We start from the raw sequence: 23070 nt of genomic DNA, 5'->3' as shown, positions 1-23070 counted from the left end.
CTCGCGATTGGGCCCGCCCAGGCAACCCACCCCATCAGGCCTCATGCAACGGCACCCGCACCGACAGGGTCGTCCCCTCCCCCGGCTCACTCTCCAGGGTCAACTGCCCGCCCATGATCAATACTCGTTCACGCATGCCGACCAGGCCAAAGGAGGTTGGCCGACTCGTATCGGCAATAAATCCTACACCGTCGTCGCTGACGGTCAGACACAATTCGTCGCCCTCCTGAACCAGCGTCAGCTCTACAGTATGCGCTTGGGCATGGCGCATCACGTTGGTCAGCGCTTCCTGGAGAATCCGGAACAGGCCAATGGCCTTGGCGTCGCTCAGGGCCGGCAGGTTGTCCGGCACCTGCACCAGGCATGGGATCTGCGTACGCGCCTCGAAACGCCGAGCCTGCCATTCGATGGCCGAGGCAATGCCAGCATCCAGGATCGGCGGGCGGAGCGCCGTTGCCACATCCCGCACCAGCTGGAACAACTGAGCAATCAGGCGCTTCATGCTATTAAGCCGCTCATGCAGGCCCGGGTCGAGTTGCGCGTAGGCCAATTCGCACATGGATGTTTCTAGCTTCAACACCGTCAGCATCTGGCCCAGCTCGTCGTGGACCTCCCGGGCAATGCGCGCCTTTTCCTCTTCCCGCACACTTTCCAGGTGCGCTGACAATTCGCGCAACTGTTCCCGTGAGCTGGCCAGCTCCAGTTCGATGCGCTTGCTTTCGGTGATGTCCCAGACGATTCCGTCCCAGACATAGGCGCCATCTTCGAGACGGCGGGTGATCGCTTTGATCTCGGCCCAGCGCTCCTGGCCTTCGCGGGTCAGGATGCGGCCTTGCCATGACCAGTCACTGTCGGTGTCCAGCGCCTGGTCCTGAGTGCGGTGGTAATCGGCCTTGTCCTGCGGGTGCACCAGGCTGCGCAGCCCGGTGTCGCTGCGGGCCAGGGTTGCAGGGGAATAACCCACCAGGCTTTCGCTGCCTTCGCTGATGTAGGCAAAGTCGATCTGGCCGGTCACCGGCGCCCGCTCCAGGCGAAAGACCAGGCCTGGCACATTAGCGGCAATACCTTGCAACCGCGCTTCGCTTTCGCGCAACGCCGCCAGCGCACGTCGACGTTCGGTCACATCGTTGAGGTAGACCACCAGGTATTCAGCGTCGCGAAAGCGCAGGAAGCTCAGAGAAACGTCAGCCGGCAAGATGCTGCCATCGGCTCGCACGCATTCGGTTTCGAAACTCTGCGGCCCATCTTCACTGGCCCGGGCGCGCTTCCACAGGTTCAGCCAGCGATCCATGTGCAAACCCGGCTCGAAGTCAATCAAGGGGCGGTCGATGATGGCGCCCGAGGCATACCCGAGCATGGTTTCAGCCGCTCGGTTGGCATAACGCACGTGACTGTCCCAATTGACCCAGAGGATGCCGACCGTACTTTGATCGATGGAAAACTGCGTCAGGCGCAAGGCTTCTTCGCTGGCCGTACGCTGGGCGATGTCCTCCCTCGCGGCACGCAGACGACGCTCCAGTGCGCGTTGCTGGCGGCGCTGCCAGAACACGATGGAGACGCTGCTGAGCAGCAGGGCCAGAATCAATAGGGTCAAGTTCTGCCAGAAGCCCGGGGTCTCGGTCAGGCGTGGATATTTTGGCTTGAGCCAACGGCTGTGCAATTGCTCCAGCGCCTTGGCCGGGATCGCCTGCAAACCGCGGTCGATGATCTCGGCCAGTTCCGGCCAGTCCCGGCGTGTGGCAACCCGCAGCAACTGCGGCAGGCCGATGTCGCCCACCACCGCCAGCTCGGCGAATTCGGGCTCGACCATCAACCGCCCGAGCTGTGCCTCGTCGACCACCGCGTATCGAGCCTGCTGGGTCAGCAATAATTGCAGGGCCTCGCGCTCCATCGGCACACCTTGCAGATTCAGCGTCGGGTAGTTGCTGCGCAGGTAATCGGCCGTCGCGCTGGGCATGCGCACCGCGACCCGGGCCTGGCTGTCGAGTTTTTCCAACTCCACCCCTTCGGCGCCCTTCTGGGCGCCGACGATCAGTTGCGGCACTCGCATATAGGGATCGGAAAACTGCCAGAGCTTGAGCCCGCCCGGGGATTGGGTCAGGCCCGGAGCTACGTCCACCTCGCCGGCGCGCACCGCTGCTTCCAGTTGTGCCAGGTCCTGGAAATTGCGCCAGGTGAGCTCGACGTTCAACGCCTTGCCCAGCCATTGCATCAACTCGACGTTAGTGCCGGACAAACGCTGCAGGCGCCGGTCGTATTGGGCATAGGGCGCCTGCAATACCAGGCCGACCCGCCATTGCGGATGTTGCACCAACCATTGGCGCTGTCCCGCATTCAATTGCACCCCATGCGTCGACGGTGCGGGCGCGGCCCACGCCATCAAGGGAAGCCATAAACAGCCGATAACCCACAGGCAGCAAAAACGCATCATCGAAGTCTCATGCACTGACAAATACTGACCAACCCATTAGGCTGCCGGAAATACTTCTGGTCATGGAATATCCAATGCCCTCTGTTTATCGCCTGGCGTTGCCAGCATTGTGCCTGTCGCTGATCCTGCCAAGTGCCTTTTCTGTACAGGCCAGTGAAACGGCGCCCGCCGCGCAGCAACCTGCCGAGGAAAAACCCGTCGAGCGCCAACCCTTGCTCGAGCGTAGCCAGGAAGAGGCGACCGCACTTGAACGAAGAGTCCCGGCCCAGGAACAACAACAGTTACAGACCGGCAGCGATGCCTTCCTGGCACTGTGGAAACCGGCCAATACCGGCGACCCCAGAGGCGCAGTCATCATAATCCCCGGCGCCGGCGAAACAGCTGACTGGCCTCAAGCTATCGGCCCTTTGCGGAAAAAATTGCCAGATGTTGAGTGGAGCAGCCTGAGTATCACCCTGCCGGACCTGCAAAGCGACGTCATTGCACCGCGTGTGGTAGAAACACCGCCAGAGACCAAGCCGACCGACACCGCTGCCGCAGCACCGGACGCCACCACTGCGGCGCCGATCGAACAGGCCGCAGGCGGCGAAGCCGATGCGGCAGATCCCGTCGTCGACCAAACCGATGAAGAACATGCCAAGGCCGACGCCGAGCGCATCTTCGCCCGTATCGATGCAGCCCTGGCCTACGCCGAACAGCAAAGCGCACGCCGTATCGTGCTGCTGGGCCATGGCACTGGCGCTTATTGGGCAGCGCGCTACTTGAGTGAAAAGCAGCCCTCACAAGTCGAACGCTTCGTGATGGTGGCCGCCCAGACCCCGGCCACCGCCAAGCCGGCCCTGGCCGAACTGACCTCGACCTTGAAACTGGCGACCGCCGACATTTTCTACATGGACAAGCCGCTGGATCGAAACGCGGCGCTGGAGCGCTTGCAGGCGAGCAAACGCTTGAAAGGCTCGACCTTCAGCCAGGTGTCCCTCAAGGCCCTGCCGAACCCGGCGGCGGAGCAGGAGCAGCTGTTTCGTCGGGTCCGGGGTTGGTTGAATCCGCAGAAGGCGGGGGAGTAAGGCTGACCCGTTCGGGATGTCGGCGCCCACCCTCCTGTGGCGAGGGAGCTTGCTCCCGCTGGAGCGCGAAGCGGTCCCCAAAGCGAGCACTGCGGTTCTTCATAAAGACCCGGACTGCGACTGCTGCGCAGCCGAACGGGAGCAAGCTCCCTCGCCACAGGGGATAGTAGCGCTACCGGAAATTCCGCCGTTCCCGTATCAAGCGATAGGCGTTGTGCAACTCCCGAGTCCTGTCAGTGGCTTCACGCACCTGCAAGGGCGTTGCCCCGCTGCCGGCAATCTTGTCCGGATGGTGGCGACTGAGCAATCGTCGGTAGGCTCGCTTGATCTGCGACGGTTCACTCGTGGCGGAAACGCCCAGCAAACGCAACGCCTCCTGATACGTCACCCCACTGCTGGGCAGCGACAGTTTGTGCGGTTCGTAATCGCTGGCCAATGCCTGGACCTGTTGTTGGGTCCAGCCCAGCCACTTGCCCCACCGGGCAATCAATTCACGCTCGCCGACGCCCGCCTTGCCATCAGCCCAAACCATTCGCCAGCAGGCCCGCAGCACGCCTTCCGCCGCATGCGGCTGGGTGCTGAGGCGGCGCAGATAACCGCGTAGGCGGACATCTCCAGACTTGCCCCGGTTGAATGCAGCGATGGCCCGGCGTTGCGCCGATTCGCTCAGGTCCAGGGCCCGCATTTCCTGGCGAGCCTGTTGGATGTGACCGTCGACCACACGCCCATCGCTTTTCGCCAAACGCCCCAGCAACACAAACAACAGTTCATCGTTGCGCAACGCTGGGCGCCCGCCCAGACGCTCACGAAGCTGCTCCCAGCTTTGCACGTTTAGGCGCCTATCCAACGCTTGTCCTAATAACGCACCAAGCATGGCCCCCGGGATGCTGGCTATGGCAAAGCCCGCCCCGGCTCCAATCAGAGTCCCTGGCCACCACATATCAACCGCTCGCTTCTATCAAGGTTTCGACCTGCGCCAAACGTTCATGGGTGCCGACATCGACCCAATGCCCTTTGAGGTGCTCGCCACTGACGCGTCCCTCGGCCATGGCCGCGCGCAACAGCGGTGCGAGCTTGAACGCACCCTCCGCGCAACCGTCGAACAACCGCGGGTGCAGAACGGCGATGCCGCTATAGGTCAGGTTGTCGGCAGGGGCGTGCCTATCGTGAACCTTTCCGTCGACCAGGACGAAATCGCCGTCTGGGTGATGCTCGGGATTATCGACGAGCACCAGGTGCGCCAACCCTTCGAGCGGCCGGCGCAAAGCGCTGAAGTCGTAGTCGGTCCAGACATCGCCGTTCACCACCACAAACGCTTCATCGCCCAGCAGCGGCAAGGCCCGGAAGATTCCACCGCCGGTTTCCAGCGGCTCGCCTTCAGGGGAAAACCGAATGCTCACGCCAAACCGTGCACCATCCCCCAGGTGATCTTCGATCTGCTGACCGAGCCAGGCGTGATTGATCACGATCTCGGTGAATCCGGCCCTGGCCAGCGCCCGCAAGTGGTATTCGATCAAGGGAACACCACCGACGCGAATCAACGGCTTTGGCGTGGTAAGGGTCAAGGGGCGCATGCGTTCGCCCTTGCCTGCCGCCAGAATCATCGCCTTCATGCCGTTGCTCCGGCCGATTGCCGCAGGCTGCCCAGAAGTTCATCGAGCGGCGCCAGTTCCGGACGGCGGGCAATGATCGCTTCTATATAAGCAAAGAATCGCGGCACATCGCCGAGGTAGCGTGGCTTGCCATCACGATGACAAATGCGCGCGAAGATCCCGATGACCTTTAGATGACGCTGCACACCCATCAAATCGCTGGCCCGCAGGAAGTCCTCGAGGTCCGGCTGCACGGGAATGCCGAGGGCGCCGGCCTGCTGCCAGTAACTCTCCAGCCAGCCGCGCACGCGCGCCTCGGGCCAACTGAGGAAAGCGTCCTTGAACAGGCAGGTCACGTCGTAGGTAACGGGACCATAGACGGCATCCTGAAAATCCAGCACGCCGGGGTTCGGCACGCTGAGCATCAGGTTGCGTGGCATGTAGTCCCGGTGCACCAGCACTTTGGGCTGGGCCAGGGCGCTGTCGATCAGCAGCTCGCTGGCCTGCTGCCAGAGCTGCTGCTGGGCCGAATCCAATTCAATCCCCAGCTCGCGCTTGACGTACCACTCGGGGAACAATTCCAGCTCCCGACGCAACAACGCGACATCGTAGCTCGGCAACGGCGCAACCATTGGCAGTTGCTGGAAAGCCAGCAAGGCTTGCAGGGCATCGCGGAATAAATCGTCGGCATTTTCGCCGTTGATCACGTCCAGATAGGTTTGGTTGCCCAAGTCATTGAGCAAAAGAAAGCCGCGCTCAAGGTCTTCGGCATAAATTTTTGGCACGTTAATGCCGGATTTCGCCAGCAAAAAAGCAATATCCACGAAGGGTTTGCAGTTTTCCTGGGGCGGTGGCGCATCCATTACGATCAAACTGCGACCCTCGCCTTCCCAGCGGAAATAACGCCGAAAACTCGCGTCACTGCTGGCGGCGGTCAACGTGGCCGGGGGTACGGGGCCCCAGCCCTGTTGAGTGAAAAGGATCGGCAGTTGTTCATCGAGCCAAACTTTCAGGTGTTGCAAGCGTACATCTTGGTCGGGCATTGCAAGGGTCTCCGACGGCGCTAGCCGTCAAGCGGGTCATGCTTTATTATCCAGCATCTTTTTCAGACCATCGAGAGGCGTGCGGCCCACACCGCGGGCAGATGGCACGCAGGAAGCCCGGACTAATAAGATGGCATTGAAATCCCCCGCGTTTCGTAAAAAATTTCCGTTGCTGGTCACCGGCAGTCTGCTGGCCCTGCAACCCCTGGCCTCTTCATTCGTCGTCGCGGCGCAGCAGTATGACTGCTCCGTCTCCGCTTCGGGTGCCTGGGACTGTGCACCCAAGACACCGGCCGCCGCGTTGCCGCCGCGTCCCGTGCATGACGGCAGTGCGGTTTCCGACAGCGGCGCGGCTCCGGCCGACAGCAGCTCGGGCGAGGAAGCCGGCGAAAAGCCGATGCTCGTTACCGAAGCCAAGGGCCGCGGCCTGAAGTCGCGCAGTGCAGACTACAGTCACCTGGATTGGGTTCCACGGGAGAACCTTACCCCGGCGCAATTGGCTGAAACCGGCCCTTACTGCTCGGGTGCCTATATCGAGCCGACCCGTCCTGGCATGAACGACAAGACGGCCAAGAGCGACGCTCCTACCTTCCTCGGCGCCAAGGCTTCGCGCTATCAACAGGAAGAACAGGTGGCGACGCTGGCCGGCGACGTGGTCATGCGCCAGGGCAGCATGCAGGTCGAGGCCGACGAGGCCAGCCTGTACCAGGCTGAGAACCGCGGTGAGCTGAGCGGTAACGTCCGCGTTCGCGACAACGGTGCACTGATCGTCGGCGACCATGCCGATGTACAGCTGGACACCGGCGAAGCCAAGGTCGACAACGCCGAATACGTGATGCACAAGTCGCGTATTCGCGGTAACGCGCTGTACGCCAAGCGTGCAGAGAATGCGATCATCCGTCTCAAGGACGGTACGTACACCACGTGCGAACCGAACAGCAACGCCTGGACGCTCAAGGGCAACAACATCACCCTGAACCCGGCCACCGGCTTCGGTACCGCGACCAACGTGACGCTGCGGGTCAAGGACTTCCCGGTCCTGTACACACCGTACATCTACTTCCCGATCGACGACCGTCGCCAGTCCGGCTTCCTGCCGCCGACCATCGGCAGCGGCAGCGACACCGGCTTCCTGCTGGTCACCCCGTACTACTTCAACCTGGCGCCGAACTACGATGCCACGTTGTATCCGCGCTACATGGCCAAGCGCGGCCTGTTGATGGAAGGCGAATTCCGCTACCTGACCAAATCCAGCGAAGGTCAGTTCGGTGCTGCGTACCTCAACGACGAGGACGATGAGCGCAGCGGGCAAAGCGACTACGACAAGACCCGCTACATGTATAACTGGCAGCACAAGGGCGGCCTCGACTCGCGCGTGCTGACGGAAGTCGACTACACCAAGATCAGCGATCCTTACTATTTCCAGGATCTTAAAAGCGATCAGATTGGTATCGAGACCAATGATCGCGTCAATCAGCAAGGGATCGTCAGCTATCGGGGGGATAACTACGTTGCCCGCTTGAATGCACAGGCCTACCAGTTGGCGACGATTTCGAAGATCACACCGTACAACCGCCTGCCCCAGATTACGTTCAGCGGTGCTCTGCCGGAGCACCCGTATGGGCTGGATTTCGCATACAAGACAGAGTTGGTGCGGTTTGACCGTGATTTGCGCACTGGCAACTATACCGATGAGGACGGCAACGTCGAGCCGTGGCTGGATACCAACGTTCGCGGCCTGGCACGGGCTAACGGCAATCGCATGAACCTCGCGCCGGTTATGAGCCTGCCGATGACCGCGTCCTATGGCTATCTCAAACCGTCCCTCAAGTACCAATACACCCAATATGATTTGGATCTGGATGGTACGGGCAAGAGCGTCGTTGGAAACGGCTACGACAGCACGCCAAACCGCAGTGTCCCTATCGCCAGCATCGACAGCGGTCTGTACTTCGACCGCAACACGCAATGGTTTGGCACCAACTATCGTCAGACCCTGGAACCACGCCTGTTCTATCTCTATGTACCCGAGAAGGACCAGAGCGACATTCCTATCTTCGATACCAGCGAATCGACCTTTAGCTATTCCTCGTTGTTTCGCGACAATCGCTTCACCGGCTCTGACCGTGTCGGGGACGAGAACAAGTTGTCCTTGGGCGTGACCAGCCGCTGGATTGAAGAGAACGGCTTTGAGCGCCAACGTCTCGCCGTCGGCCAGGCGTTTTATTTCAAGGATCGCAAAGTCCAATTGCCAGGCATTGACTTCGATACTCGAGAAGACGCCAAGTCGGACGTTTCTCCGTACGCACTGGAATACGAATACCACTGGAACCGCGACTGGCGCACCACTGCGACCTACAACTGGGACCCGGACACCCGCAGCCCCCGCTCGGGTAGCGCGATGTTCCATTACCAGCCGGAAGACAACCCGAACAAGGTCATCAATGCCGGTTACCGCTACCGCAACGACCAGGTCCGCTACGACGAGGCGACCGGCCAATGGCAAGTGGGCGGTGGCGACTATGGTCGCCCGGGCGATGCGGACTATGTGAAGGACTACTACAAGATCAAGCAGCACGACTTCTCGGTCATCTGGCCGATCGTGCCACAGTGGAACCTCATCAGCCGCTGGCAGTATGACTACAACCGCAACCGTACCCTGGAAGCCTTCGGTGGTTTCGAATACGACAATTGCTGCTGGAAACTGCGCCTGATCAACCGTTACTGGGTCGACTACGAAGAGTTCAGTCAAGCCGCCCCGGAAAACGAAAAAGGCGACCACGGCATCTTCCTCCAAATTGTTCTGAAGGGACTCGGCGGCCTGACCGGCGCCAAGGTAGAGAGCTTCCTCGACAAAGGCATCCAAGGTTATCGTGAACGTGAAGACCAAGCTTTCTGATTGTCTGCGCCCGCTGATGCTGGGCGCGCTGTTCCTGGGTACCGCGGCCAACGCCGCGGTACAGTCCATCGATAAAGTGGTGGCCATCGTCGACAACGACGTGGTCATGCAGAGCCAGCTGGACCAGCGCGTCCATGAAGTGCAGCAAACCATCGCCAAGCGCGGCGGAGGCCTGCCGCCTCCGGGCGTGCTGGACCAGCAAGTGCTCGAACGCCTGATCGTCGAAAACCTGCAGTTGCAGATCGGCGAACGCTCCGGCATTCGCATCACCGATGAAGAACTGAACCAGGCCGTCGGCACCATTGCCCAGCGCAATAACATGAGCATCGACCAGTTCCGCGCCGCCCTGGCTCGCGACGGCCTCTCCTACGAGGACGCCCGTGATCAGATCCGCCGCGAAATGGTCATCAGCCGTGTGCGTCAGCGCCGTGTGGCCGAACGCATCCAGGTGTCGGAGCAGGAAGTGAAAAACTTCCTCGCCTCGGACCTGGGCAAGATGCAGCTTTCCGAAGAACTGCACTTGGCGAACATCCTGATTCCAACCCCGGAAAGCGCCAACTCCGAAGCGATCCAGAGCGCTTATCGCCAGGCAATGGATGTCTACCAGCAACTCAAGCAAGGCGCTGATTTCGGTCAGATGGCCATTGCCAAGTCGGGCAGCGACAACGCCCTGGAAGGCGGTGACATGGGCTGGAGAAAACCCGCTCAACTGCCGCCTCCGTTCGACCGTGAACTGAGCGCCATGGCCGTGGGCGACATCACCCAGCCAGCACGCACCCCGGGCGGCTTCATTATCCTGAAAGTGCTGGAAAAGCGCGGTGGCGGAACCCAGGTCCGTGACGAAGTCCATGTTCGCCACATCCTGATCAAGCCAAGCGAGATTCGCAGCGAAGCCGAGACCAAGCGCCTGGCGGAGAAACTCTACGACCGCATCGAAGCGGGCGAAGACTTTGCTGAACTGGCGAAGAGTTTTTCCGAAGACCCGGGCTCGGCCCTCAACGGCGGCGACCTGAATTGGGTTGACCCCAATGCACTGGTTCCCGAGTTCCGCCAGGTCATGGCTGACACGCCGCAAGGCCAGTTGTCCAAGCCGTTCAAGAGCCCTTATGGCTGGCACGTGCTGGAAGTCCTTGGCCGCCGCGCCACTGACAGCACCACCCAGGCTCGCGAACAGCAGGCAATGACTGTCTTGCGCAACCGCAAATACGACGAAGAGCTGCAAACCTGGCTGCGTCAGATTCGCGACGAAGCCTACGTTGAAATCAAACTTCCTGGTGCAGACCAGGCAGCGCAGTGAAACCCAAGCGTTTCGCGCTGACCCCCGGCGAACCAGCCGGCATCGGTCCCGACCTGTGCCTGCTGCTCGCCTCGCAAGCCCAGCCACACCCCCTGATTGCCATCACCAGTCGCGACCTGCTCCTTGAGCGGGCCGCGCAACTGGGGCTGGTCGTCAACCTGTTGCCCGTGACCTCGCAGGCCTGGCCGGACGTCCCGGCGCCCGCCAACAGCCTGTATGTCTGGGATACGCCCCTGGGTGCTCCGGTCGTCACAGGGCAGTTGGACAAGGCCAACGCCGCGTTCGTCCTCGAGACCCTGACCCGCGCCGGCCAGGGCTGCCTGGACGGTGCGTTCGCCGGCATGATCACCGCACCGGTGCACAAAGGCGTGATCAACGAATCCGGGATTGCCTTTTCCGGGCACACCGAATTCCTGGCGGACCTGACCCACACCGCGCAAGTGGTGATGATGCTCGCTACCCGTGGGCTGCGTGTGGCCCTGGTGACCACTCACCTGCCCTTGCGGGACGTCGCCGACGCCATCACCCCGGAACGCCTGGAGCGGGTCACGCGCATCCTGCACGCCGACCTGCAGGAAAAATTCGGCATCGCCCGGCCGCGCATCCTCGTTTGCGGGCTCAATCCCCACGCGGGCGAAGGCGGACACCTGGGCCGTGAAGAAATCGACATCATCGAACCCACTTTGGAGCGCCTGCGCAGCGAGGGCATGGACCTGCGTGGCCCGCTGCCTGCCGACACTCTGTTTACCCCAAAATATCTGGAGCACTGCGACGCGGTGCTGGCGATGTACCACGACCAGGGCCTGCCCGTGCTGAAGTACAAAGGTTTCGGCGCGGCGGTCAACGTGACGCTGGGCCTGCCGATCATCCGCACCTCCGTGGACCATGGCACTGCCCTGGACCTGGCCGGCAGCGGCAAGATCGATACCGGCAGCCTGCAAGTCGCGCTGGAAACCGCCTACCAGATGGCCGAGACCCATTTATGACCGAGCAATACCAACACCGCGCGCGCAAGCGTTTCGGCCAGAACTTCCTGCATGACGCCGGCGTGATCGATCGTATCCTGCGCTCGATCCGGGCCAAGCCCGACGACCGCCTGCTGGAAATCGGCCCGGGCCAAGGCGCCCTGACCGAGGGCCTGCTCGACAGCGGCGCACAACTGGACGTGGTGGAACTGGACAAGGACCTGGTGCCGATCCTCAACCAGCAGTTCGCCGGCAGAAGCAATTTCAGCCTGCACCAGGGCGACGCGCTGAAGTTCGACTTCAATAGCCTGAACGCTGCACCGAACAGCCTGCGGGTGGTGGGAAACCTGCCGTACAACATCTCCACGCCGCTGATCTTCCACCTGCTGAGCAACGCCGGCCTGATCCGCGACATGCATTTCATGTTGCAGAAAGAAGTGGTCGAGCGCCTCGCCGCCGGTCCTGGCGGTGGTGACTGGGGTCGCCTGTCGATCATGGTCCAGTACCATTGCCGGGTCGAACACCTGTTCAACGTAGGCCCGGGCGCGTTCAACCCGCCGCCGAAAGTCGACTCGGCCATTGTCCGCCTGGTGCCCCATGCCATCCTGCCGCACCCGGCCAAGGATCATCGCCTGCTGGAGCGGGTGGTACGCGAAGCGTTCAACCAGCGCCGCAAGACCTTGCGCAATACCTTGAAACTATTGCTCAGCAGCACCGAAATCGAAGCCGCCGGCGTCGATGGCAGCCTGCGCCCAGAGCAGTTGGACCTGGCAGCGTTCGTGCGCCTGGCCGACAAACTCAGTGAACAGGTCGCCCCGCAAGTCGACGCCAACTGAACGGGTGACGATCGCTATCGGGCAGTACGCCAGTCTGGTCTACTACCCGATACTTGGCCTAGACTGATCTCCTGAGTCGCGCCCGCGTCCCGCTTCGTTTTTAAGGCCTTTTTGCATGTCCGATCCTCGTTACCAGGTCGACGTCAGCGTCACCACCCGTTTTCTGGCAGAACAGTCGCAACCCGAGCATGACCGCTTCGCTTTCGCCTACAGCATTACCGTGCGCAATAACGGCTCCTTGCCGGCCAGGCTACTGTCACGGCATTGGATCATCACCGACGGCGATGGCCATGTCGAAGAAGTGCGTGGCGAAGGTGTGGTCGGCCAGCAGCCGTTGATCGATGCAGGCAAGAGCCACAGCTACAGCAGCGGCACGGTGATGACGACCAAGGTCGGCACCATGCAGGGTACCTACCAGATGCTGGCCGAGGACGGCAAACGCTTCGACGCCGTCATCAAACCCTTTCGCCTGGCCGTGCCCGGAGCCCTGCACTAATGGCCACGTATGCGGTCGGTGACCTGCAAGGCTGCCTCGACCCGCTCAAATGCTTGCTGGAGCGCGTTGCTTTCGATCCTCAAAAAGACACGCTGTGGCTGGTGGGCGACCTGGTCAACCGTGGCCCGCAGTCCCTTGAGACGTTGCGCTTTCTCTACAGCATCCGCCAGTCGCTGGTGTGCGTGCTCGGTAACCACGACCTGCATCTGCTGGCTGCCTGGCAGAACATCGAGCGCCTGAAAAAATCCGACACCTTGAGCGAAATTCTCGACGCCCCCGATTGCGTTGAACTGCTGGAGTGGTTGCGCCAGCAGAAGCTCATGCACTACGACGAGGCGCGCAACCTTGCACTGGTCCATGCCGGCATCCCGCCCCAGTGGTCCCTGCGCAAGGCGCTCAAGTGCGCTGGCGAAGTCGAACAGGCATTGCGTGACGACAACCTGTTCGCCCCCTACCTGGACGGCATGTACGGCAACGAGCCGGTCAAGTGGGACAACGACCTCACCGGCAGCGCTCGTCTTCGCGTCATCACCAATTATTTCACGCGCATGCGCTTCTGCACCCGCGACGGCAAGCTCGATCTCAAGGGCAAGGAAGGTATCGAGACGGCGCCGCCCGGCTATGCCCCCTGGTTCAAGCACAGTGAGCGCAAGACCCGTAACCTGAAGATCATTTTCGGGCACTGGGCCGCACTCGGCGGCCAATCCGACGAACCCGGCGTCTTCGCCCTCGATACCGGTTGCGTGTGGGGCAGCGCCATGACCCTGATGAACGTCGACACTGGCGAGCAACTGCATTGCGATTGCGATGAACAGGGCCACGCCAAAACCCATCACCCGACCACTGCACCATTGCCGGCCGGCACTGCCGTTTGACCGGCGTTGCGCTTCAGCTACAGGAGCCCCTCATGAGCGAATTCAAACGCATCCCCCCGGAACAGGCCCAGGCCCTGCGCGAGCAAGGCGCGGTCGTCGTCGACGTCCGCGACCCAGCCACTTTTGCGGCTTCGCATATCAGTGGCTCCCGGCATCTGGATAACCATTCCATCGCCGACTTCATCCGTGCCGCCGACCTCGATGCGCCTACGGTCGTGGTCTGCTATCACGGCAACTCCAGCCAGAGCGCAGCCGCCTATCTGGTCAGCCAGGGCTTCAGCGACGTCTACAGCCTGGACGGCGGCTTTGAGTTGTGGCGTGCGACCTATCCTTCAGAAACAGCGCAAGACAATCACGAATAATTTTTTATGCCGTCCAAGCCCGCGTGAACCGTGGGCTTGAGCGATGGCAGACGAACGGTCTGCCATAACTAATTACGTATTCCACCTTTACCTCCGCGATTCCGAACTATCCTTAGCCTCAGGCCATCCAAAACAGGGGAGAGCCGGTACACCGGCGCGCGGGTCATCGGGAGTCAGCTTTCAAGAGCCTGCATGCTTGAAAGCATTCTGGGGGGTAAAACGGCAACTGGGTTCCCAGCGGCTGTCCAGCATCGACTGATTGATCCGACACCGGCTCCACGTATCGAGCGAGGTGACGTCATGAGCATTTTTAGCCACTTCCAGCAACGTTTCGAGTCCACGCGGCAGGAGGAATACTCGCTGCAGGAATACCTCGAACTCTGCAAGCAGGACCGCAGTGCCTATGCATCGGCTGCGGAGCGTCTGTTGCTGGCCATCGGAGAACCGGAGCTGCTGGATACCTCGACCAACTCGAGGCTCTCGCGAATTTTTTCCAACAAGGTGATTCGCCGCTATCCGGCCTTTGCGGACTTCCACGGGATGGAAGAATGCATCGAACAAATCGTGTCCTATTTCCGCCACGCCGCCCAAGGCCTGGAAGAGAAGAAACAAATCCTTTATCTGCTCGGCCCCGTGGGTGGTGGTAAATCGTCCCTGGCCGAGAAGCTCAAGCAACTGATCGAAAAAGTGCCCTTCTACGCCATCAAGGGCTCACCGGTGTTCGAATCGCCTCTAGGGCTTTTCAACGCCACTGAAGATGGCGCGATCCTCGAGGAAGACTTCGGCATTCCACGCCGCTATCTCAATACCATCATGTCGCCCTGGGCAACCAAGCGCCTGGCCGAGTTCGGCGGTGACATCAGCCAGTTCAAGGTGGTCAAGCTCTACCCATCGATCCTCAACCAGATCGCGGTGGCCAAGACCGAACCGGGTGACGAAAACAACCAGGATATTTCCGCCCTGGTGGGCAAGGTCGATATCCGTAAACTGGAAGAATTCCCACAGAACGACGCCGACGCCTACAGCTATTCGGGCGCACTGTGCCGGGCCAACCAGGGCCTGATGGAATTCGTCGAAATGTTCAAGGCGCCCATCAAGGTGCTGCACCCGCTGCTGACCGCCACTCAGGAAGGCAACTACAACAGCACCGAGGGGCTGGGGGCCATTCCGTTCACCGGCATCCTGCTGGCCCACTCCAACGAATCGGAATGGCATACCTTCCGCAACAACAAGAACAACGAGGCCTTCATCGACCGGATCTACATCGTCAAGGTGCCGTACTGCCTGCGAGTGAGCGATGAGGTGAAGATCTACGACAAGCTGCTGTTCAACAGTTCGCTGTCCAAGGCCCATTGCGCACCCGACACCCTGAAGATGCTTGCCCAGTTCACCGTGCTGTCGCGCCTCAAGGAACCGGAAAACTCCAACATCTATTCGAAGATGCGCGTGTACGACGGTGAAAACCTCAAGGACACCGATCCGAAGGCCAAGTCGATCCAGGAATACCGCGACAATGCGGGGGTCGACGAAGGGATGAACGGGCTGTCCACACGCTTCGCGTTCAAGATCCTGTCCAAGGTCTTCAACTTCGACCCTCACGAGATCGCGGCCAACCCGGTTCATCTGCTGTATGTGCTGGAACAGCAGATCGAGCAAGAGCAATTCCAGGCCGAAACCCGCGAGCGCTACCTGCGTTTCCTCAAGGAATACCTGGCCCCGCGCTACATCGAGTTCATCGGCAAGGAAATCCAGACGGCGTACCTGGAGTCCTACAGCGAGTACGGCCAGAACATCTTCGACCGCTACGTGCTGTACGCAGACTTCTGGATCCAGGACCAGGAATACCGCGACCCGGAAACCGGCGAAATCCTCAATCGCGTGGCCCTCAACGAGGAGTTGGAGAAAATCGAGAAACCGGCGGGCATCAGCAATCCGAAGGACTTCCGCAACGAGATCGTCAACTTCGTATTGCGCGCCCGGGCCAACAACAACGGCAAGAACCCAACCTGGCTCAGCTATGAAAAGCTGCGGGTGGTCATCGAGAAGAAAATGTTCTCCAACACCGAAGACCTGCTGCCAGTCATCAGCTTCAACGCCAAGGCCAGCAAGGAGGATCAGCAAAAACACAACGATTTCGTCACACGCATGGTCGAACGTGGCTATACCGACAAACAGGTACGACTGCTCTCCGAGTGGTATCTGCGGGTCCGGAAATCGCAGTAAGCAGCGGCAAGCTTCTAGCTACAGCCTGTAAGGGAACGGCGTTGAGCCCATGGCTCGACGCCACGCCCCTTGCAGCTTGAGGCTTACGACTTGAAGCTCCCCCGGAGGGGCCTATGAGCTATGTGATCGACCGACGCCTTAATGGCAAGAACAAGAGCACGGTGAACCGCCAGCGGTTTCTGCGGCGTTACCGTGACCACATCAAGAAGGCCGTCGAAGAGGCGGTCAGCCGGCGTTCCATTACCGACATGGAACACGGCGAACAGATCAGTATCCCCGGTCGCGACATCGACGAGCCGGTGCTTCACCATGGTCGCGGTGGCAAACAGACCGTCGTGCACCCCGGCAACAAGGAATTCACCAGTGGCGAGCACATCCCCCGTCCCCAGGGCGGAGGCGGCGGCAAGGGACCCGGCAAGGCCGGTAACTCCGGCGAAGGCATGGATGAGTTCGTGTTCCAGATCACCCAGGAGGAATTCCTGGAGTTCATGTTCGAGGACCTGGAGCTGCCGAACCTGGTCAAGCGTAACCTGACCGGCACCGACACCTTCAAGACCGTGCGTGCCGGTATCAGCAACGAAGGCAATCCATCACGCATCAACATCATCCGCACCCTTCGCTCAGCCCACGCCCGGCGTATCGCGCTGTCGGGCAGCAGCCGGGCAAAACTACGCGAGGTGAAGGAAGAACTGGCCCGCCTGAAACGCGAAGAACCCGACAATTTTGGCGACATCCAGGACCTTGAAGCGGAAATCGAGAAACTCAGCGCCCGCATCCATCGCGTACCGTTCCTCGACACGTTCGACCTCAAGTACAACCTGCTGGTGAAACAGCCAAACCCCAGCTCCAAGGCGGTGATGTTCTGCCTCATGGACGTCTCCGGCTCCATGACCCAAGCCACCAAGGACATCGCCAAGCGCTTCTTCATCCTGTTGTACCTGTTCCTGAAACGGAACTACGACAAGATCGATGTAGTGTTCATCCGCCATCACACCAGCGCCCGGGAAGTGGATGAAGAGGAATTCTTCTACTCCAGGGAAACCGGCGGCACCATCGTCTCCAGCGCCCTGAAGCTGATGCAGGAGATCATGGCGGAGCGCTACCCCGCCAACGAATGGAACATCTATGCAGCCCAGGCGTCGGACGGCGACAACTGGAACGACGATTCACCGATCTGCCGTGACATCCTGATCAACCAGATCATGCCGTTCGTCCAGTACTACACCTACGTGGAAATTACTCCACGCGAACACCAGGCCTTGTGGTACGAATACGAACGGATTGCCGAAGCTTTTTCCGACACATTTGCCCAACAGCAATTGGTCTCGGCCGGGGATATCTACCCGGTCTTCCGTGAACTCTTCCAGCGCAGGTTAGTGACATGACCGCCAAAAAAGAGCAGAAGCGCCAGCCTATTTCCACCGGCTCCGAATGGACATTCGAGCTGATCAAGGCCTACGACCGCGAAATCAGCCGTATCGCGGACCGTTATGCCCTCGACACCTACCCGAACCAGATCGAGGTGATCACCGCCGAGCAGATGATGGACGCCTACGCGTCAGTCGGCATGCCGCTGGGCTATCACCACTGGTCCTACGGCAAGCACTTCCTCAGCACCGAGAAATCCTACAGCCGGGGCCAGATGGGGTTGGCCTATGAGATCGTCATCAACTCCGATCCCTGCATCGCCTACCTGATGGAAGAAAACACCATCTGCATGCAGGCCCTGGTGGTGGCGCATGCCTGCTATGGGCACAACAGCTTCTTCAAGGGCAACTACCTGTTCCGCACCTGGACCGATGCCAGCTCGATCATCGATTACCTGGTGTTCGCCAAGCAGTACATCATGCAATGCGAGGAGCGCCATGGTATCGACGCGGTGGAGGACCTGCTGGACTCCTGCCACGCCCTGATGAACTACGGCGTGGACCGCTACAAGCGGCCGTATCCGATTTCCGCCGAAGAAGAACGCCGGCGCCAGAAGGATCGCGAAGAGCACCTGCAAAAACAGATCAACGATCTGTGGCGCACCATTCCCAAAGGTGCAGACAAGTACAACGAAAAAGACAATGCCCGCTTCCCTGCCGAGCCCCAGGAGAACATTCTCTATTTCATTGAAAAACATGCGCCGCTGCTGGAGCCGTGGCAGCGGGAAATCGTGCGCATCGTGCGCAAGATCGCCCAGTACTTCTATCCACAGCGCCAAACCCAGGTCATGAACGAGGGCTGGGCCACGTTTTGGCACTACACGCTGATGAACGACCTGTACGACGAGGGCCTGGTCACAGACGGCTTCATGATGGAGTTCCTGACGTCCCACACCAGCGTGGTGTTCCAGCCTGGCTTCGACAGCCCGTACTACAGCGGTATCAACCCTTACGCACTGGGCTTCGCCATGTACCGCGACATCCGGCGCATGTGCGAAAACCCCACCGAGGAAGATCGTCGCTGGTTCCCGGAAATTGCCGGCTCGGACTGGTTGTCCGCCATTAAATTCGCCATGAGCAGCTTCAAGGACGAAAGTTTCATCCTGCAGTACCTCTCGCCCAAGGTGATCCGCGACCTGAAACTGTTCAGCATCCTCGATGACGATCAGAAAGATGACCTGCTGGTACCTGCCATTCACGATGAGGGCGGCTACCGCATCATTCGCGAAACCCTGGCGGCGCAGTACAATCTGGGCAATCGCGAACCCAATGTGCAGATCTACAGCATTGACCGCCGCGGGGATCGCTCGCTGACCCTGCGGCACCAGGCACACAACCGCAAACCACTGGGCGACTCCACCGACGAAGTGCTCAAGCACCTGCATCGCCTCTGGGGTTTCGACATCCACTTGGAAACCCTGCAAGGCGACCAGGTGATGAAAACCCATCACGTACCCCCCAGAGGCGAACAAGCCGAAGGAGACTACGGTCGCCTGGACCTGGCCGTCATTCATCTTTGATCCCGTTTTCGCCTCCGGACGTCCGACGCACAGGTTATCCTGTCGGACCAACGGAGGTTTTTTATGCAGATCTATAAAGTCGGCGGCGCCGTTCGCGACCGCCTGCTAGGCATTCCCGTCACCGACATCGATCGGGTCGTGGTGGGTGCCACCGCCGAGGAAATGCTCGCCAAGGGGTTTCGCCCGGTGGGAGCCGATTTTCCGGTATTCCTAGACCCAAAGAGCGGCGAGGAGTACGCCCTCGCCCGCACCGAACGCAAGAGCGGCCGAGGCTATGGCGGCTTCGTGTTCCATGCCAGCCCTGAAGTGACCCTGGAGCAGGACCTGGTTCGCCGGGACCTGACGATCAACGCCATGGCCGAAGATGACCATGGCAACCTGACCGATCCGTACCACGGCCAGCGCGACCTGGAAGCCCGGGTGCTACGCCACGTTTCCCCCGCTTTCGCCGAAGATCCGCTCCGAGTCCTGCGGGTTGCCCGCTTCGCCGCGCGTTATGCTCCGCTGGGCTTCAAGGTGGCGGACGAAACCCTTGAACTGATGCGCCAACTCAGCGAGTCCGGCGAGCTGGAAGCACTGACGGCCGAGCGCAGTTGGAAAGAAATTTCCCGCGCCCTCATGGAAAAACAGCCGCAGGTATTTATCCAGGTCTTGCGCGACTGCACGGCCCTCAAGGTCCTGATGCCAGAGGTCGATGCGCTGTTTGGCGTACCCCAGCCTGAAGCCCATCACCCGGAAATCGACACCGGCGTCCATACCCTGAGCGTGCTGGAACAAGCCGCCCTGCACCAACAACCGCTGACAGTCCGCTGGGCCTGCCTGCTCCATGACCTGGGCAAAGGCCTGACGCCCCAACACGAATGGCCGCGACACATCGCCCATGAGCACACGGGGTTGAAGCTGATCAAAGCGGTCAACGAGCGCTTCAAGGCGCCCCGCGACTGTCAGGAATTGGCGTTACTGGTAGGCCAATACCACACCCATGGTCATCGCGCGCTTGAGCTCAAGGCGTCCACTTTGCTTGAGCTGCTGCAGAGTTTCGATGTGTACCGTCGTCCTCAGCGCTTCGAGGAATTCATCGCAGCCTGTGAGATGGATGCGCGGGGGCGCAAAGGGCTTGAAGACAGAAGTTATCCACAGGCTGATTATTTGCGGGGCGCTGCGGCAGCAGCCCGCGCAGTGGCGGTGCAGCCCTTGCTGGAGAAAGGCTTCAAGGGACCGGAGCTGGGTGAGGCGATCAAGCGCGAGCGCCTCAAGGCGTTGAAGGCCTATAAGGAGGCGGCGAGCTGACGGGCGTTTTCAGGTCAGTTCGCATTCCGGCCGGATGTAACGCCGCCATCGCGAGCAGGCTCGCGATGACGGCAGGCGCCTCACAGCAGATTCGATGGCGTAAGCTGCTGGCCACGCCATTCGAAAGCCACTGGCGCCAGCACCTGGTCGATCTGCGATTCTTCCCACAAAGTGGCGAAGCTTTTGCCGACGCCTGGGTGAATCCGATCCGGCGCGATCAACGACAAAGGCCATAGGACGAAGGCGTTCTTGAGGATTTCCGCACGCGGCAAGATCAATCCATCGAAGTTGCCGACCTGTTCGCCATACAACAACACGTCGATATCCAGCGGCAGCCCCTTGCGGTCCGGCGCATAGCGACCGTTGTCCGCCTCGATGAACTTGAGACGACGATCCAGCTCCATCAGCGGCAGATCCGTGAAGGCCGAGACGACGAAATTGAAGAATGGCCCGCTCTTGATACCCACCGGCTGGCTCTCGAACACGGCCGAACAGCGGATGTCCACCAGGAAACCGGCCAAGGCTTCAAGACCGGCGCACAGATGGGTTTCGCGCTCGATATTGCTGCCGAGCCCGAGAAAAACCTGAGTCAGCGACATCCGCGCTCGATCTCCACACCAACGCCACTGGCCGCCGGTACGGCGCCAGGCTTGGTTAATTTCAGACGCAGCCAGGTGATCTTGAACTCATCCATGAGCTCCTGGGCCAGTCGCTCGGCAAAGGTCTCGACCAATTGGAACTGCGCCTGTTCGGCAAATGCCTGGATGCGCGACGATACGCTGGCGTAGTCGAGTGCCAGGGTCAGGTCGTCGCCCGCGGCGGCCGGACGGTTGTCCCAGGCGAAGCTCAGGTCAAGCCGCAGGCACTGTCGGATGCCTCGCTCCCAGTCGTAGGCCCCGATTACCGTGTCGACTTCCAGGCCCTCGATAAACACTCTGTCCAAGCACTCTTCTCCGCAGCACGACAAGGGCGCAATGCGCCGTTAGAATCAGGGCGTCCTCGCCCGGAATAGTTAGCATGTTTTGGTTACTGGCGATTCTCGCCTACCTGCTCGGCTCGCTGTCCTTCGCCATTTTGCTCAGCCGCCTGACCGGTCGCCCGGATCCGCGAATGAGTGGCTCAGGCAATGCCGGCGCCACCAACATGCTGCGCCTGGCCGGACGCAAACTCGCCATCCTGACCCTGCTGGGCGACCTCTGCAAAGGCCTTGTCCCGGTATTGATCGCCAGCCTCGCAGGGCTCTCGTTGCAGCAACAGGCCTGGATTGGCGTCTGCGCCGTCATCGGCCATCTATTCCCGCTGTACTTTCGCTTTCGTGGCGGCAAGGGTGTCGCCACCGCCGCCGGCATGCTGCTGGGCCTGTACCCGCCCGCCGCCCTGCTGGCTGTCTGTGCCTGGCTGCTGACGTTCTACCTGACCCGCACCAGTTCCCTGGCCGCGCTGATCGCCACGCCGCTGACCCTGCCGTTGCTGGCCTGGCAGGAACCGGCGGCCTTGCTACCGATGACCGCGCTGGTTGCGCTGATCGTCTGGCGTCACCGGGGCAATCTACGCGACCTGTTCGCCGGGCGCGAACGGCATTTTTAAATGACGCTTCACAGGGGCGCCAACTGCTCCATCGGCCAGCGCGCCTGTACGCTGATCGCCAGGCTTTCGTGCTGGCCGGCCTGCAAGCGCTGGCAACCGGCAAAGGCAATCATCGCGCCGTTATCTGTACAGAACTCCGGTCGGGCGTAGTAAACGTCGCCTTTCATGTCGCCGAGCATTTTCTCCAGCGATGTCCGCAAGGCCTTGTTCGCGCTCACGCCGCCCGCGATCACCAGGCGCTTGAGCCCGGCCTGCTTGAGGGCACGCTTGCACTTGATGGTCAAAGTCTCCACCACGGCCTGCTGGAACGCCAGCGAGATGTCGCAACGGGCTTGTTCACTGTCGTCCCCGGCGCTGACGCACTGCTGCCAGGTGTTCAGGGCGAAGGTCTTCAACCCGCTGAAACTGAAATCCAGGCCGGGACGGTCGCACATCGGCCGTGGGAACACGAAACGCCCATCGACCCCTTGCGTCGCAAGCCGGGAAATTTCCGGCCCACCGGGATAATTGAGGCCCATCATTTTTGCAGTTTTGTCGAACGCTTCGCCGGCAGCATCATCGAGCGTCTCGCCGAGCAACTCGTATTGGCCGATGCCATCGACTCGAATGAGCTGCGTATGACCGCCCGATACCAACAAAGCGACGAACGGAAATTGCGGCGGTTGCGACTCCAGCATCGGCGCCAGCAGATGACCTTCCATGTGATGCACGCCCAAGGCCGGAATCCCCCAGGCAAAGGCCAGCGCCTGGGCACAGGAGGCGCCCACCAGCAACGCGCCCACCAGGCCCGGGCCGGCGGTGTAGGCGATGCCGTCGATCTCGGTCGGCACACAGTTGGCTTCGGCCAGGACCTGACGGATCAAGGGCAGCATGCGCTTGACGTGATCGCGGGAGGCAAGCTCAGGCACCACCCCGCCGTAGGCACGGTGCAGGTCGATCTGGCTGAACAGCGCATCGGCCAGCAGGCCACGTTCACTGTCGTAAAGTGCGACACCGGTTTCGTCGCAGGAGGTTTCTAATCCCAGTACTAGCATGGGTTTGCGCCTTGTAGAGGCTGAATTCGAAGGCGCGCATAATAGTCGCCGCGTTGTGCCCCGACCAGCGGTTTTCGATCAGAGGCTTTGCATTCCGAGCGTTGAGGGGTTAACATCCGCAACCCT

At 60.8% G+C, this 23070-nt stretch carries 20 protein-coding genes; 13 read left to right on the top strand and 7 right to left on the bottom strand.

Annotated features, from left to right (window positions below; translation table 11 throughout):
* Positions 1 to 34: 34 nt before the first annotated feature.
* Positions 35 to 2431: a PAS domain-containing sensor histidine kinase gene (locus BLT00_RS09300; RefSeq protein WP_092146419.1), complete on the bottom strand. Its 2397-nt coding sequence runs from the start codon at positions 2429 to 2431 to the stop codon at positions 35 to 37.
* A 74-nt stretch (positions 2432 to 2505) separates the two neighbouring features.
* Here BLT00_RS09300 and BLT00_RS09295 point away from each other — a divergent pair, with 74 nt between their 5' ends.
* Entirely contained in the window at positions 2506 to 3498 is a 993-nt protein-coding gene (locus BLT00_RS09295; RefSeq protein ID WP_092146417.1) for an alpha/beta hydrolase family protein, read from the top strand.
* A gap of 172 nt (positions 3499 to 3670) precedes the next feature.
* On the opposite strand, the gene BLT00_RS09290 is transcribed toward BLT00_RS09295, so the two are convergent.
* From BLT00_RS09290 to BLT00_RS09280, 3 genes are read right to left on the bottom strand one after another with little or no spacing between them, the layout of a single operon-like run.
* Positions 3671 to 4438, bottom strand: coding sequence for a TerB family tellurite resistance protein (locus tag BLT00_RS09290; protein ID WP_072342471.1), 768 nt, complete (start codon positions 4436 to 4438; stop codon positions 3671 to 3673).
* A gap of 1 nt (position 4439) precedes the next feature.
* A complete protein-coding gene (gene murU, locus BLT00_RS09285) occupies positions 4440 to 5111 on the bottom strand; it encodes an N-acetylmuramate alpha-1-phosphate uridylyltransferase MurU (RefSeq protein WP_092146415.1) in 672 nt (223 codons plus the stop codon).
* The gene (locus tag BLT00_RS09280; protein WP_092146413.1) at positions 5108 to 6133 is read right to left on the bottom strand and encodes an aminoglycoside phosphotransferase family protein; all 1026 of its coding nucleotides are present in this window, start codon (positions 6131 to 6133) and stop codon (positions 5108 to 5110) included. Before BLT00_RS09280 ends, murU begins: the two co-directional genes overlap by 4 nt.
* 130 nt (positions 6134 to 6263) lie before the next feature.
* Between BLT00_RS09280 and BLT00_RS09275 the strand changes: the two genes are divergently transcribed.
* The 11 genes from BLT00_RS09275 to BLT00_RS09225 all read left to right on the top strand — a co-directional run bounded on the left by BLT00_RS09275 (position 6264) and on the right by BLT00_RS09225 (position 20323).
* Positions 6264 to 9032 (top strand): LPS-assembly protein LptD, encoded by a 2769-nt coding sequence (locus BLT00_RS09275; RefSeq protein WP_063324111.1) that lies wholly within the window; start codon positions 6264 to 6266, stop codon positions 9030 to 9032.
* Positions 9013 to 10329, top strand: a complete 1317-nt coding sequence (gene surA / locus BLT00_RS09270; RefSeq protein ID WP_139197732.1) for a peptidylprolyl isomerase SurA — start codon at positions 9013 to 9015, stop codon at positions 10327 to 10329. The genes BLT00_RS09275 and surA overlap by 20 nt, the downstream gene beginning before the upstream one ends.
* Positions 10326 to 11315: a 4-hydroxythreonine-4-phosphate dehydrogenase PdxA gene (gene pdxA, locus BLT00_RS09265; protein WP_063324110.1), complete on the top strand. Its 990-nt coding sequence runs from the start codon at positions 10326 to 10328 to the stop codon at positions 11313 to 11315. The genes surA and pdxA overlap by 4 nt, the downstream gene beginning before the upstream one ends.
* Positions 11312 to 12130, top strand: a complete 819-nt coding sequence (gene rsmA, locus BLT00_RS09260; protein WP_092146411.1) for a 16S rRNA (adenine(1518)-N(6)/adenine(1519)-N(6))-dimethyltransferase RsmA — start codon at positions 11312 to 11314, stop codon at positions 12128 to 12130. The genes pdxA and rsmA overlap by 4 nt, the downstream gene beginning before the upstream one ends.
* 115 nt (positions 12131 to 12245) lie before the next feature.
* Positions 12246 to 12626, top strand: coding sequence for a Co2+/Mg2+ efflux protein ApaG (gene apaG, locus BLT00_RS09255; RefSeq protein WP_003206172.1), 381 nt, complete (start codon positions 12246 to 12248; stop codon positions 12624 to 12626).
* On the top strand, positions 12626 to 13501 hold the full coding sequence (locus BLT00_RS09250) for a symmetrical bis(5'-nucleosyl)-tetraphosphatase (protein WP_003206174.1): 876 nt from the start codon (positions 12626 to 12628) through the stop codon (positions 13499 to 13501). The genes apaG and BLT00_RS09250 overlap by 1 nt, the downstream gene beginning before the upstream one ends.
* Before the next feature lie 32 nt (positions 13502 to 13533).
* Positions 13534 to 13863, top strand: a complete 330-nt coding sequence (gene glpE, locus BLT00_RS09245; protein ID WP_003206176.1) for a thiosulfate sulfurtransferase GlpE — start codon at positions 13534 to 13536, stop codon at positions 13861 to 13863.
* A 300-nt stretch (positions 13864 to 14163) separates the two neighbouring features.
* Positions 14164 to 16086, top strand: coding sequence for a PrkA family serine protein kinase (locus BLT00_RS09240; RefSeq protein WP_003206178.1), 1923 nt, complete (start codon positions 14164 to 14166; stop codon positions 16084 to 16086).
* A gap of 113 nt (positions 16087 to 16199) precedes the next feature.
* A complete protein-coding gene (locus BLT00_RS09235) occupies positions 16200 to 17471 on the top strand; it encodes a YeaH/YhbH family protein (RefSeq protein WP_025215799.1) in 1272 nt (423 codons plus the stop codon).
* Positions 17468 to 19033, top strand: a complete 1566-nt coding sequence (locus BLT00_RS09230; protein ID WP_063324107.1) for a SpoVR family protein — start codon at positions 17468 to 17470, stop codon at positions 19031 to 19033. The genes BLT00_RS09235 and BLT00_RS09230 overlap by 4 nt, the downstream gene beginning before the upstream one ends.
* A gap of 63 nt (positions 19034 to 19096) precedes the next feature.
* The gene (locus BLT00_RS09225) at positions 19097 to 20323 is read left to right on the top strand and encodes a multifunctional CCA addition/repair protein (RefSeq protein ID WP_092146409.1); all 1227 of its coding nucleotides are present in this window, start codon (positions 19097 to 19099) and stop codon (positions 20321 to 20323) included.
* An 80-nt stretch (positions 20324 to 20403) separates the two neighbouring features.
* On the opposite strand, the gene folK is transcribed toward BLT00_RS09225, so the two are convergent.
* Positions 20404 to 20922: a 2-amino-4-hydroxy-6-hydroxymethyldihydropteridine diphosphokinase gene (folK, locus tag BLT00_RS09220; protein WP_057449623.1), complete on the bottom strand. Its 519-nt coding sequence runs from the start codon at positions 20920 to 20922 to the stop codon at positions 20404 to 20406.
* Complete coding sequence (gene folB / locus BLT00_RS09215; protein WP_003206187.1) at positions 20913 to 21266, bottom strand: dihydroneopterin aldolase; 354 nt, start codon at positions 21264 to 21266, stop codon at positions 20913 to 20915. Before folB ends, folK begins: the two co-directional genes overlap by 10 nt.
* A gap of 74 nt (positions 21267 to 21340) precedes the next feature.
* Here folB and plsY point away from each other — a divergent pair, with 74 nt between their 5' ends.
* Positions 21341 to 21910: a glycerol-3-phosphate 1-O-acyltransferase PlsY gene (gene plsY, locus BLT00_RS09210; RefSeq protein WP_003206189.1), complete on the top strand. Its 570-nt coding sequence runs from the start codon at positions 21341 to 21343 to the stop codon at positions 21908 to 21910.
* Between the two features lie 8 nt (positions 21911 to 21918).
* Here the strand turns inward: plsY and tsaD are convergent, their stop codons facing one another.
* Positions 21919 to 22944 (bottom strand): tRNA (adenosine(37)-N6)-threonylcarbamoyltransferase complex transferase subunit TsaD, encoded by a 1026-nt coding sequence (gene tsaD / locus BLT00_RS09205; RefSeq protein ID WP_092146407.1) that lies wholly within the window; start codon positions 22942 to 22944, stop codon positions 21919 to 21921.
* Between the last annotated feature and the right edge of the window lie 126 nt (positions 22945 to 23070).

Origin of the sequence: Pseudomonas sp. NFACC51 (assembly GCF_900103575.1) — a bacterium.
GTDB classification, from domain to species: Bacteria; Pseudomonadota; Gammaproteobacteria; order Pseudomonadales; family Pseudomonadaceae; genus Aquipseudomonas; species Aquipseudomonas fluorescens_Q.
The sequence above is the reverse complement of the archived record's forward strand: the minus strand, read 5'-3'. Positions and strand labels throughout refer to the sequence as shown.

Excerpts from the sequence above, each read along its gene's own strand:
- BLT00_RS09290 (WP_072342471.1), bottom strand. The coding sequence starts at position 4,438 with ATGTGGTGGCCAGGGACTCTGATTGGAGCCGGGGCGGGCTTTGCCATA.
- BLT00_RS09240 (WP_003206178.1), top strand. The coding sequence starts at position 14,164 with ATGAGCATTTTTAGCCACTTCCAGCAACGTTTCGAGTCCACGCGGCAG.
- murU (WP_092146415.1), bottom strand. The coding sequence starts at position 5,111 with ATGAAGGCGATGATTCTGGCGGCAGGCAAGGGCGAACGCATGCGCCCC.
- BLT00_RS09280 (WP_092146413.1), bottom strand. The coding sequence starts at position 6,133 with ATGCCCGACCAAGATGTACGCTTGCAACACCTGAAAGTTTGGCTCGAT.
- glpE (WP_003206176.1), top strand. The coding sequence starts at position 13,534 with ATGAGCGAATTCAAACGCATCCCCCCGGAACAGGCCCAGGCCCTGCGC.
- folK (WP_057449623.1), bottom strand. The coding sequence starts at position 20,922 with ATGTCGCTGACTCAGGTTTTTCTCGGGCTCGGCAGCAATATCGAGCGC.
- BLT00_RS09275 (WP_063324111.1), top strand. The coding sequence starts at position 6,264 with ATGGCATTGAAATCCCCCGCGTTTCGTAAAAAATTTCCGTTGCTGGTC.
- BLT00_RS09295 (WP_092146417.1), top strand. The coding sequence starts at position 2,506 with ATGCCCTCTGTTTATCGCCTGGCGTTGCCAGCATTGTGCCTGTCGCTG.
- apaG (WP_003206172.1), top strand. The coding sequence starts at position 12,246 with ATGTCCGATCCTCGTTACCAGGTCGACGTCAGCGTCACCACCCGTTTT.
- rsmA (WP_092146411.1), top strand. The coding sequence starts at position 11,312 with ATGACCGAGCAATACCAACACCGCGCGCGCAAGCGTTTCGGCCAGAAC.
- BLT00_RS09300 (WP_092146419.1), bottom strand. The coding sequence starts at position 2,431 with ATGATGCGTTTTTGCTGCCTGTGGGTTATCGGCTGTTTATGGCTTCCC.
- plsY (WP_003206189.1), top strand. The coding sequence starts at position 21,341 with ATGTTTTGGTTACTGGCGATTCTCGCCTACCTGCTCGGCTCGCTGTCC.
- BLT00_RS09230 (WP_063324107.1), top strand. The coding sequence starts at position 17,468 with ATGACCGCCAAAAAAGAGCAGAAGCGCCAGCCTATTTCCACCGGCTCC.
- tsaD (WP_092146407.1), bottom strand. The coding sequence starts at position 22,944 with ATGCTAGTACTGGGATTAGAAACCTCCTGCGACGAAACCGGTGTCGCA.
- BLT00_RS09225 (WP_092146409.1), top strand. The coding sequence starts at position 19,097 with ATGCAGATCTATAAAGTCGGCGGCGCCGTTCGCGACCGCCTGCTAGGC.
- BLT00_RS09250 (WP_003206174.1), top strand. The coding sequence starts at position 12,626 with ATGGCCACGTATGCGGTCGGTGACCTGCAAGGCTGCCTCGACCCGCTC.
- BLT00_RS09235 (WP_025215799.1), top strand. The coding sequence starts at position 16,200 with ATGAGCTATGTGATCGACCGACGCCTTAATGGCAAGAACAAGAGCACG.